Source organism: Chromobacterium alticapitis (assembly GCF_002924365.1).
GTDB classification, from domain to species: domain Bacteria; phylum Pseudomonadota; class Gammaproteobacteria; order Burkholderiales; family Chromobacteriaceae; genus Chromobacterium; species Chromobacterium alticapitis.
The window spans coordinates 54,967-65,233 of record NZ_PQWB01000047.1; the positions used below are offsets into that span (position 1 = coordinate 54,967).

Annotated in this window: 9 protein-coding genes and 1 tRNA gene; 5 read left to right on the forward strand and 5 right to left on the reverse strand. The window is 61.8% G+C overall.

Translation table 11 applies throughout. The annotated features are described in order from the left end of the window. Positions 1–31: 31 nt before the first annotated feature. Together murI and apbC are read right to left on the reverse strand one after the other, a co-directional pair. Complete coding sequence (gene murI / locus C2I19_RS12125) at positions 32–811, reverse strand: glutamate racemase (RefSeq protein ID WP_103902950.1); 780 nt, start codon at positions 809–811, stop codon at positions 32–34. Between the two features lie 3 nt (positions 812–814). Beyond that, on the reverse strand, positions 815–1,966 hold the full coding sequence (apbC, locus tag C2I19_RS12130) for an iron-sulfur cluster carrier protein ApbC (RefSeq protein ID WP_103902951.1): 1,152 nt from the start codon (positions 1,964–1,966) through the stop codon (positions 815–817). Between the two features lie 256 nt (positions 1,967–2,222). Here apbC and C2I19_RS12135 point away from each other — a divergent pair, with 256 nt between their 5' ends. The 5 genes from C2I19_RS12135 to C2I19_RS12155 all read left to right on the forward strand — a co-directional run bounded on the left by C2I19_RS12135 (position 2,223) and on the right by C2I19_RS12155 (position 7,416). Then, the gene (locus C2I19_RS12135; RefSeq protein WP_103902952.1) at positions 2,223–3,482 is read left to right on the forward strand and encodes an MFS transporter; all 1,260 of its coding nucleotides are present in this window, start codon (positions 2,223–2,225) and stop codon (positions 3,480–3,482) included. 143 nt (positions 3,483–3,625) lie between these two features. Continuing rightward, the gene (gene metG, locus C2I19_RS12140) at positions 3,626–5,686 is read left to right on the forward strand and encodes a methionine--tRNA ligase (RefSeq protein WP_103902953.1); all 2,061 of its coding nucleotides are present in this window, start codon (positions 3,626–3,628) and stop codon (positions 5,684–5,686) included. Between the two features lie 281 nt (positions 5,687–5,967). Then, a complete protein-coding gene (locus C2I19_RS12145; protein ID WP_103902954.1) occupies positions 5,968–6,153 on the forward strand; it encodes a hypothetical protein in 186 nt (61 codons plus the stop codon). A gap of 123 nt (positions 6,154–6,276) precedes the next feature. Further along, positions 6,277–6,891: a VC0807 family protein gene (locus C2I19_RS12150; RefSeq protein WP_103902962.1), complete on the forward strand. Its 615-nt coding sequence runs from the start codon at positions 6,277–6,279 to the stop codon at positions 6,889–6,891. 448 nt (positions 6,892–7,339) lie between these two features. After that, positions 7,340–7,416 (forward strand) — tRNA-Met (locus tag C2I19_RS12155). Between the two features lie 45 nt (positions 7,417–7,461). Here the strand turns inward: C2I19_RS12155 and C2I19_RS12160 are convergent. The 3 genes from C2I19_RS12160 to yaaA all read right to left on the reverse strand — a co-directional run. Continuing rightward, positions 7,462–9,054 carry a methyl-accepting chemotaxis protein gene (locus tag C2I19_RS12160; protein WP_103902955.1) on the reverse strand — a complete coding sequence of 531 codons (1,593 nt, stop codon included), beginning with the start codon at positions 9,052–9,054 and terminating at the stop codon, positions 7,462–7,464. 144 nt (positions 9,055–9,198) lie between these two features. Next, the gene (locus tag C2I19_RS12165; RefSeq protein ID WP_103902956.1) at positions 9,199–9,687 is read right to left on the reverse strand and encodes a GNAT family N-acetyltransferase; all 489 of its coding nucleotides are present in this window, start codon (positions 9,685–9,687) and stop codon (positions 9,199–9,201) included. A 52-nt stretch (positions 9,688–9,739) separates the two neighbouring features. Then, a partial coding sequence (gene yaaA / locus C2I19_RS12170) for a peroxide stress protein YaaA (protein ID WP_103902963.1) occupies positions 9,740–10,267 on the reverse strand: 528 nt, incomplete at its 5' end.

The window sequence follows — 10,267 nt, forward strand, 5'->3', positions numbered from 1 at the left end:
GGCATGATTCTAGCTTGCCCGGCGTTCAGGGTCACGCCAGCGGCACGGACTCCACCGGATACGGCAGGCCTATCAGTTGCGGCAGGCGCAAGGACATGTCGCCGCCGTCGCCCGCCGTGGTGATGAAGCGGCAGTAGCCGTCGCCCTGGCTGTCGAAACCGTGTTGCTGGATCAGGTCCGCCACGCGGCGGGCGATGGCTTCGGCCGGGTCGTACAGCCGGATCGCGTCGCCGGTGACTTCACGGATCAGCGGCTCGAGAAACGGGTAATGCGTGCAGCCCAGCGCGATGTGGTCGATGTTTTCGCCCAGCAGCGGCTCCACCACGCGGCGAACCAGCGCGCGGGTGCGCTCGCCGGACAGTTCGCCTGCCTCCACTTGCTCCACCCAGCCGTGGCCGGCGCGGCGCAGCACTTGCACGCCTTCGGCGTGGGCATCCAGCAGCGTCTGCACGCGCTCGCTGGCCAGCGTGTATTCCGTAGCCAGCACGGCGATGCGGCCGGTCCGGCTCATGGCCGCGGCCGGCTTGATGGCCGGCTCTATGCCGACGATGGGCAGCGAGAACGCCTCGCGCATGGCGGTGATGGCGGCGGTGGTGGCGGTATTGCAGGCCACTACCAGGATGGTGGCGCCCTGGCTTTCCAGGTAGCGGCCCACTTTCAGCGCGCGGTCTATGATTTCCTCGCGGCTGCGCGAGCCGTAGGGGCAGTAGGCCTGGTCAGCCAGATAGGTGATGGGCCAGGCGGGCAGGGCGGCGCGCACCGCGCGCCATACCGACAGCCCGCCCAGGCCGGAATCGTACATCGCGATCATGGCTTAGTTGTTCTGGATGACGATCTTGGGGAATTTGCCGGAGAAATCCTGCGCCTTTTCGCCCACCTTCACCGCCACGCGGCGGGCGATGCCGCGGTACAGTTCGGCCGGTTTGCCCGCGGGGTCCGCCGCCACGCTGGGCTTGCCTTCGTCAACCGCCAGGCGGATGGCCAGGTCCAGCGGCAGCGAGCCCAGCAGCTCCACGCCGAAGTCCTGCGCCATCTTGGCCGCGCCGCCTTCGCCGAAAATGTGTTCCGCATGGCCGCAGTGGGAGCAAATGTGGATGGCCATGTTTTCCACCAGGCCCAGGATGGGCACGCCCACCTTCTGGAACATGGTGACGCCCTTGCGCGCGTCCAGCAGGGCGATGTCCTGCGGTGTGGTGACGATCAGTGCGCCGGTGACCGGCACTTTTTGCGACAGCGTCAGCTGGATGTCGCCGGTGCCCGGCGGCATGTCGATGACCAGATAGTCCAGATCGTCCCAGCGGGTGTCGTTGAGTAGTTGCTGCAGCGCCTGGCTGACCATGGGGCCGCGCCACACCATGGCCTGGTCTGCATCCACCAGATAGCCGATGGACATGGTTTGCACGCCGTAGTTGGACAGCGGAATCAGTTTGCCGTCCACCGCTTCCGGGCGCTGGCCCTGCAGGCCCATCATCAGGGGCTGGGACGGGCCGTAGATGTCGGCGTCCAGCAGGCCGACGCGCGCGCCTTCCGCCGCCAGGGCCAGGGCCAGGTTGGCGGCGGTGGTGGATTTGCCTACGCCGCCCTTGCCGGAGGCGACGGCGATCACGTTTTTCACGCCGGGCAGCAGCGGCACGCCGCGCTGGGCGGAGTGGCTGACGATCTGGCTTGACACGTTCACTTTCAGCGCGCGGCCTTCCGCCAGCGGGGCCAGGGCCGTTTCGAATTGCTGGCGGACAGCGTCCAGCCGGCTCTTGGCCGGATAGCCCAGCACCACGTCCAGGCTGATTTCAGCGTCGCCGCACTTGAGGTTTTTGATGTTTTTGGCCGCGACGTAGCTTTTGCCGGTATCGGTGTCGATCAGCGGCTTCAGGGTATCGAGTATCAGGGTTTCGAGCTGTGCCATGGTTTCGTTTTGGGTGGCCCGGGCGGCATGGCCGCCGAACAGGCGGGTAAGTTTGGAGAGCATGCGGAATGTGCGGTGGATGTTTCCGCGTATTTTACGCCGGATTGCGTTTTCGCGCGCGCGATCTGCGCGTCGGCGCCCAGGCGAAGAGGGGGTGATATCACGGAAGCGGCTGATGTCTATCAGTTTTTTTTGATATGAAGAGACAAAGCGCGTAGAATGGCCGGCTTTTTCCGGCGCGGCGCGAGCCTCGTCCCCAGGCTCGGCCCCGTCAGGCCGCGGGCCCTGTTCTTTGTCAAAGAAAGGCATTACCCGCTTTATGCAGTCCAAACACGCCAAACTCACCTGGTCCAATCTGCTGTTCCCGCTGGCCCTGGTTCTGTTCGAATTCGCCGTCTACATCTGCAACGACATGGTGCAGCCGGCCATGCTCTCCGTCACTCGCGAATTTTTGGTGGATGCCTCCTGGGCGCCCGCTTCCATGACCGCCTTCCTGGCCGGCGGCGCGCTGCTCGCCTGGCTGACCGGGCCGCTGTCCGACCGCATCGGCCGCCGCCCGGTGCTGTTGTTCGGCGTGGCCTACTTTACCGTGATGTGTCTGGCCACTTATCTGGTCAGCTCCATCGAAGCCTTCATCGCGTTGCGTCTGCTGCAAGGCATAGGCCTGTGTTTCATCAATGCCGTCGGCTATGCCTCGCTGCAGGAATCGTTCGAGGAAACCGCCGCCGTGCGCGTGACTGCGCTGATGGCCAATGTGGCGTTGATCGCTCCGCTGGTCGGCCCGCTGGCTGGCGCGGCCTTGATGGAGCTGGCGCCGTGGCGCAGCGGCTTTCTGTTCATCGCGGCGCTGTCGCTGCTGGCGCTGCTTGGCCTGTTCTTCCGCATGCCGGAAACCGTCAAGCCCAGCCATGAAAAGCTGCCCTTGTCCAGCATGGGCCGCGATTATATGAAAGTATTCGGCCATCGCCGCTTTGTGCTGTCCGCGCTGTGCATCCCGCTGCTGGCGCTGCCGCTGATGGGCTGGATCGCGCTGTCGCCGGTGCTGCTGGTGCGCGATCTGGGCATGAGCACGGTGGAATATGGCCTGATGCAACTGCCGGTATTCGGCGGCCTGATCGCCGGCAACCTGGCCTTGGCCGTGATCGCCGACCGTTGGCCGCTGGGCCGTTCCGCGCTGGTGGGCATGTGGCCCATTGTCGGCGGCCTGGCGCTGATGGCTGCCGGCGTGGCCTTCTCTTCCGAGCCGCAATATTGGATGGTGGCCGGCATGAGCCTGATGGCTTTCGGCGAGGGCATGGCCTTCGGCGTGCTGTACCGCTTCGCGTTGATGTCTTGCGACGTGGCCGGCCGCGGCACCATCTCGGCAGGCATGAGCATGCTGTCGATGGCGGGCTACGCGGTGGGCATCGAGCTATTCCGTCAGGTTTACCATGCCTTCGGTCTTGGCGGTTTCGCCGCGCTGGCGCTGTGCTTCTCGCTGATCTACGTGATGCTGGGCCGCAAGATGGTAGGCCTCGCGATGGCTGAGCGCGCCGCGCCTGCCGCGCCGCAAGGCGAGCTGGCTAGCCAGGGCGCTTGATCTTTCCCATCGCCATGTTCACAAGCCCGGCCGCGTAACGTACCGGGCTTGTGTTTTTGCTGCGGCGCGGCGGGCGATGGCCGGCCGACCATTCTGTCTCTATAATCGATCGCTTGAGATTGCTTATCACGGATGTCCCCAACATGACTCAACGCAAGATTCTGGTGACCAGCGCATTGCCTTACGCCAATGGCGCGATTCACCTCGGCCATATGCTCGAACATATCCAGACCGACATCTGGGTGCGCTTCCAGAAGATGCGCGGCCACGAGTGCTATTACGTCTGCGCCGACGACACCCACGGCGCGCCCATCATGCTGGCCGCCGAGAAGCAGGGCATCACCCCCGAGCAACTGATCGAACGGGTCAAGGCCGAGCACCTGTATGATTTCAGCGGCTTCGGCATCGGCTACGACAATTACTACAGCACCAACAGCCCGGAAAACAAGGCTTTGGCTGAGCAGGTGTACAAGGCATTGCGCGCCGACGACAAGATCGCCGTGCGCACCATTGAGCAGCTGTATGACCCGGAAAAGCAGATGTTCCTGCCGGACCGTTTCGTCAAGGGCGAGTGCCCGAAGTGCTCCGCCAAGGATCAGTACGGCGACAACTGCGAAGTCTGCGGCGCGACTTACAACCCCACCGAACTGAAGAATCCGTACTCGGCCGTATCCGGCGCCACGCCGGTACTGAAGACTTCCGAGCACTACTTCTTCCGCCTGGGCGAGTGCGCCGACTTCCTCAAGGGCTGGACCTCGGGTTCCACCCTCCGCGCCGACGGCAGCGCGCAGCCGCATCTGCAGCCGGAATCGCTGAACAAGATGAACGAGTGGATAGGCGGCGGCCTGCAGGACTGGGACATCAGCCGCGACGCGCCGTACTTCGGCTTCGAAATTCCGGACGCGCCGGGCAAATACTTCTATGTGTGGCTGGACGCGCCCATCGGCTACATGGCCAGCTTCAAGAACCTGTGCGAGCGCAGCGACCTGAACTTCGACGAGTGGTTCGGCAAGGATTCCAAAACCGAGATGTACCACTTCATCGGCAAGGACATCCTGTACTTCCATGCGCTGTTCTGGCCGGCGATGCTGAACTATTCCGGCTTGCGCGCGCCGACCGGCGTGTTCGCCCACGGCTTCCTGACCGTGGACGGCCAAAAGATGTCCAAGTCGCGCGGCACCTTCATTCAGGCCAAGAGCTATCTGGATTGCGGCCTGAACCCGGAATGGATGCGCTATTACATTGCTGCCAAGCTCAACAGCCGCATCGAGGACATCGACCTCAACCTCAACGATTTCGTGGCGCGTGTGAACTCCGACCTGATCGGCAAGTTCGTCAACATCGCCAGCCGCTCCGCAGGCTTCATCGCCAAACGCTTTGATGGGCAACTGGCCGGCACGGTGTCCGATATGGACATCCTGGCCAAGCTGCAGGCGGCGGCCGATGAGTTGGCCGCAGCTTACGAGGCGCGCGAATACGCCAAGGCGCTGCGCGATGTGATGGCCTTGGCCGACGTGGTCAACGGCTACGTGGATGCCAACAAGCCGTGGGAACTGGCCAAGCAGGAGGGGCAGGACGCGCGTCTGCAGGAGGTCTGCACCGTGCTGATCAACGCCTTCCGCCTGCTGACCATCTACCTGAAGCCGGTGCTGCCCAAGCTGGCGGAAAGCGTGGAGGCCTTCCTGAACGCGGCGCCGCTGTCCTGGAGCGACGCGCAAACCCTGCTGCTGGGCGACAAGATCAATGCCTACCAGCACCTGATGCAGCGCATAGACCCGGCGCTGATCGATAAACTGATAGAAGCGAACAAACAGAATATGCAAGCTACCCAAGATACTCCGGCCGCCTCCGCGCACGAGCCGCTGGCCGAAACCATCAAGATCGACGACTTCGCCAAAGTCGACCTGCGCGTCGGCAAGGTGCTGGAATGCGGCTTTGTCGAAGGCTCGGACAAGCTCTTGCAGTTCAAGGTGGACCTGGGCTTTGAAACCCGCAACATCTTCTCCGGCATCCGCAAAGCTTACCAGGAGCCGGAAAAGCTGGTGGGCCGCCATGTGATCGTGGTGGCCAATCTGGCTGAGCGCAAAATGCGCTTTGGTGTGTCGCAGGGCATGATTGTATGCGCCTCCGGCGTGGACGACAGCGAAGGCCTGTTCTTGCTGGACGTGGATGCGGGCGTGAAGCCTGGCATGCGCGTTGGTTGAACGATTTCAGCTGGCATTTTTGATCCAGATCATGGTAAATAAGTAGTATTACCAGTTAAGTTGATCCATCTTGGATAACGTGGCCCCGGCGACCATATTGGTAGCTGGGGCTTTGCTTTCTGGGGCTTTGCCCGCAGGCAGCCGCTTAACCGGGCTGTCATCATGGCTTGCTACAGTAGGCCAAGATCAGGGAAGGTCGGGGCGGGAACTTTTCTCGGCCGGCAGTGACTAAAAGACTTATATGCGCTTGTTTTGTTTAAAAAAAGAATAAGGAAACCATAATGAAGATTTCGCAATTGCAACCCGGCTACAAAGTATTCGAGCATAAGGACAGCGGCGACGTGGAGCACTACGAAGTAGTCAGCATCCGCCAGGTAGGCAAGATGTTCGAAGTGACGTTCAAGTCGGCGCTTGGCTTGGCCAGCGCCATGTATCCGGCCAATGGCTTCATTCAGGCGGCTGCCTGATTCCGCTTGCCGGCGGTCGCGAAGACCGCAGACGTGAAACGGCCCCGCAAATGCGGGGCTTTGCTTTTGTTGACAATGGAATGAGAAGGCGGCAGTTTGACGGTTTTAACTGGAAAGATGGCCATGTCGCGTAGAGTCAGGCTGTTGCTGGAGCTGGGCGTCAACTTTGCGCTGCCTTGGCTGTGCTACCGCTGGGGCAAGCCGTATTGGGGTGAAATGGGCGGCCTGCTGCTGTCCGCGCTGCCGCCGCTGTTATGGAGTGTCTGGGAGTTGTGGCGGGATAGGCGCGTCGATGCCTTGAGCATGCTGGTATTGCTGGGCATAGGCTTGTCGCTGGGCGCCCTGGCGCTGGGCGGCAGCGAAAAAATGCTGCTGCTGCGCGAGTCGCTGTTGTCCGGCATGTTCGGCGTCGCCTTCCTGGCATCGCTGTTATTGCCCAAGCCGCTGGTCTTTTATCTGGCGCGAGCGACTATCGAACGTCAGCGCGAAGATGGAAGAGCGCATTGCGAGTGCTTGTGGCAGCGGGCGGCGTTCCGGCGAGCCATGCGGCTGATGACGGCTTTGTGGGGCGGCGGGTTGGTGCTGGAAACGGCCTTGCGCAGCTGGCTGGCCTGGCATTGGCCTGTGGAGCGCTCCTTGCTGCTTTTGCCCTGGATAGGGTATGCGATATACGGCGGTTTGATGGCGGCAACCTGGCTGTTGCGGCGCCAGTTGGGCGACAAGCTGGCGGTGGCGTAGGCATGAAGGGCGGGGGTAGCATGGCTTACCCAATCCGGGTATACTGTCCGCCGTCTTCTAAGTGACCAGATAAAAAAATGGGCCGCGCTAGGCGGCCCGAAGTTCCGTGATGAACACTTAGGAGAACAGGTATCACCGCTCGGCGCGCGCTGGCAGTCGCGCGCAGAATGCAACACCCGTCAAAATGCACAAGGCCGGTTTCGCGCGCTGGGTTGAATGGCAGTTCAAACCTGGCGGCGGACATCGTCGCTTTCGCTTCGTTGCCGACCATGCTGTCAATGTAGCGGTCTTTTGTTGATGGCTTATGTGTTGGCGCGCGGCTTCTGTTAAAGAGTATGAATGGGTGGTTTGGGCATAATATTGAAATTCTTCAGCTGAAGTGGTTGACAGGGTTTAGGGGGTGCGGTATAGTTCACTCCTCTGCACGAAGCGCAGAACAGAATTCAGACGCGGGGTGGAGCAGTCTGGTAGCTCGTCGGGCTCATAACCCGAAGGTCGTAGGTTCGAATCCTGCCCCCGCAACCAATAAAAAACCGAAGCCTAGGCTTCGGTTTTTTCATTTCCGCCGTCTCAGGTGTCTCGTTCGCCCAGTTGAAACTGAAAGTGGCCCGCCATCTGGCTCAGCCTTTGCGCGCGCCGATTGAAGTCGGCAACCGTGCCATGCGCTTGGTCTATATGGATATGCGTGGCTTCCAGTTGCTGGGCGATGTCTTGCATTTGTCCGGTCAACTGGCCTGCCGTGGCCGATTGCTGGCTATTGGTGCCGGCGATGTCCTGCATCATTTCGCTGACGCGGTGGATGGATGCCAGCGTGCCTTCCAGTTGGGCGTGGGTGGTCTCCTGCGCCGTGTTGCTGGCTCGAGTTTCGCTGCAAACTTTGTCCATGGCTGCCACGCTGGCGTCGGAAGCCTGGCGTACTTGAGTCAACAACTGTTTGATTTCTCCTGTGCTAAGGCTGGTGCGTTCCGCCAGTTTGCGCACTTCATCCGCCACGACGGCGAAGCCACGGCCTTGCTCGCCGGCTCTGGCAGCCTCTATCGCCGCATTTAGCGCCAGCAGGTTGGTCTGTTCCGCGATATCGCGTATGGTTTGCGCCACTTGGCTGATATTGCCGATGGCGCCGGTCAGCGAGTGAATGGAGTCCTGGGCGCCGTTGACCGTCTGCACGGTGGCGGCGCCCATTTCCTTGGATTGCGCCATTTGGGCGGCCCCGTGGCGTAAGGTGGAACTGGAGGCGTGGCTTAGCTTGGCGGTGTCCTCGGCATGGCTGGCCACTTGCTCAATCGAGCCGGAAAGTTGAGCGATGGCCGCGCACATGCTGTCCAGATTGTCGGCGCCGGCGGCCACTCGAGCCACCACGCCGTGCAGGGTATCGTTCAACTGGCGGGCGTCTTGCTCCAGGTCGAGGGCAGTCATTTGCAGTTCGTCTATCACGACTTTCAGGTGCACTTGCATGCAGGCCAGCGCGCTTTCCAGCCTGCCGCTCTCGCCGCGTCCGGCAATGGACAGCGCCTGGTCCAGCCGTCCCTCCGCGATGTTCTCGCAGGCTTGAAGCAGTTTGTGCTGATGGCGGCCGCGCCAGACCTCGAAGCCTTGCCAGGTGGCGAGTGTCAATGCGCCCAGCAGCCCTGCGAACCATCCCGCCATGCTGTTGCTCAAACCGGCTAGACTGAGTAGAACCAGAAAGAGGGCGGCGGCGAAGGCTCGCCGAATCCAGCCTTCTTCCATGCCATGGGTTTGGCGTGTCGGCAGGCGCGCGCCTTGCATCAGTTGGGGGTATAGCCGTTCGGCTTCGGCGATGCCGTCTCGACTGGCCGGCGAGCGGATGGACATATAACCAGTCAGCGTCCCTTGCTGTCTTACCGGCACCACCAGCGCGTCCACCCAATAGTGGTCGCCGTTCTTGCAGCGGTTTTTGACCAAGCCGCGCCATGGCGTCCGTCGCTTCAGCGTGCTCCACAAGTCGTCGAACAGCACGGGCGGCATGTCCGGATGGCGGACGATGTTATGGTTGCTGCCGAGTAGTTCGTCGCGGCTGAAGCCGGAAATCGCGACGAAGGCGTCGTTGACGTGGGTGATCATGCCTTTGAGGTCGGTTCGCGAGACGATCAGGCCTTGCTCGAAGCGATGCTCCACTCCCGTCACCGGGAAATTCTTTTTCATTCAACAGCTCCCGCATACTGGTTGCAATCGAAACAATCGATTGTAGGGAGCTGCAAACCCGTATGGCATGAGTTGCGTCAAGATTTGTCATAAGATGCCGAATTTTTTCCAGACATTCCTAATGTCAATCTTGCCCCGATGCGATCAAGCCTTTTCCGCGGCAAAGTCGTGTAGATGCCCGCCGTCCATCCGGTAGTAAATCTTATCGTCCACGACACGGGCGCCGATGCGGCGATAGAAGTCCAGAGCGGCCTGGTTGCCGCGCTCGGCCGTCCAGTCCAGGCGTTGGCAGTCATGGAGCAGGGCGAAGCGTGCCAAGGCGCGCAGCAGCGTTTTGCCCGCCCCGTGGCCGCGCGCTTGACGCAGCGTGAACAGGTCCTTCATATACAGCTGACCGCTGTACGAGGGGGCGGGATACAGCAATGAGAACGTGGCGAGGCCGATGGCTGCGTCGTCGCGTTCCGCGAGCATGATCTGCACGCCGCAGTGCGGCTGGAACAGATTGCTTTGCGCATACCTGGCGGAGGCTTCCTGGCTGGCTAGCTCCGGGCCGAAATAGTGCAGGTCGATCTGGTAAAACAGCTCGGCGATCGTGTCGATGTCGGCTGTGGTGGCGAGGCGGGTTGTGATCATGCCTTTGTCCTTGAATGGCGCGGCCGTAATGATGCGGCCGTGGCCGCGCCAGTCATTCGCGGTCGCGGCGGAAGACCCAGGTCAGCTCGCTGGAGGCGGAAGCGTCGAAGTTGTAGCCTTCGCTGTCGAAATCGCGCAGCGCGTCCGGATCGGCGACGCCGCGCTCGGCCGCCCAGCGCGCCATCAGGCCGCGCGCGCGTTTGGCGTAGAAACTGATGATTTTGTACTGGCCGTTTTTACGGTCCTGGAACACCGGGGTGATGACGGCGGCGTTCAGGGCTTTGGGTTTGACCGACTTGAAGTATTCGTCCGAGGCCAGGTTGACCAGCGTGCTTTGTCCCTGTTCGGCCAGCTGCTCGTTGAGCTTGGCGGTGATGGTTTCGCCCCAGAACTCATATAGGTTCTTGCCGCGGCCATTCGCCAGGCGGGTGCCCATTTCCAGCCGGTAAGCCTGCATCAGATCCAGTGGGCGCAGTACGCCGTAGAGTCCGGACAGGATGCGCAAATGGCTTTGCAGATAGTCGATGGCGCGCGCGTCCAGGGTGGCGGCGTTCAAGCCCTCGTAAACATCGCCCATGAA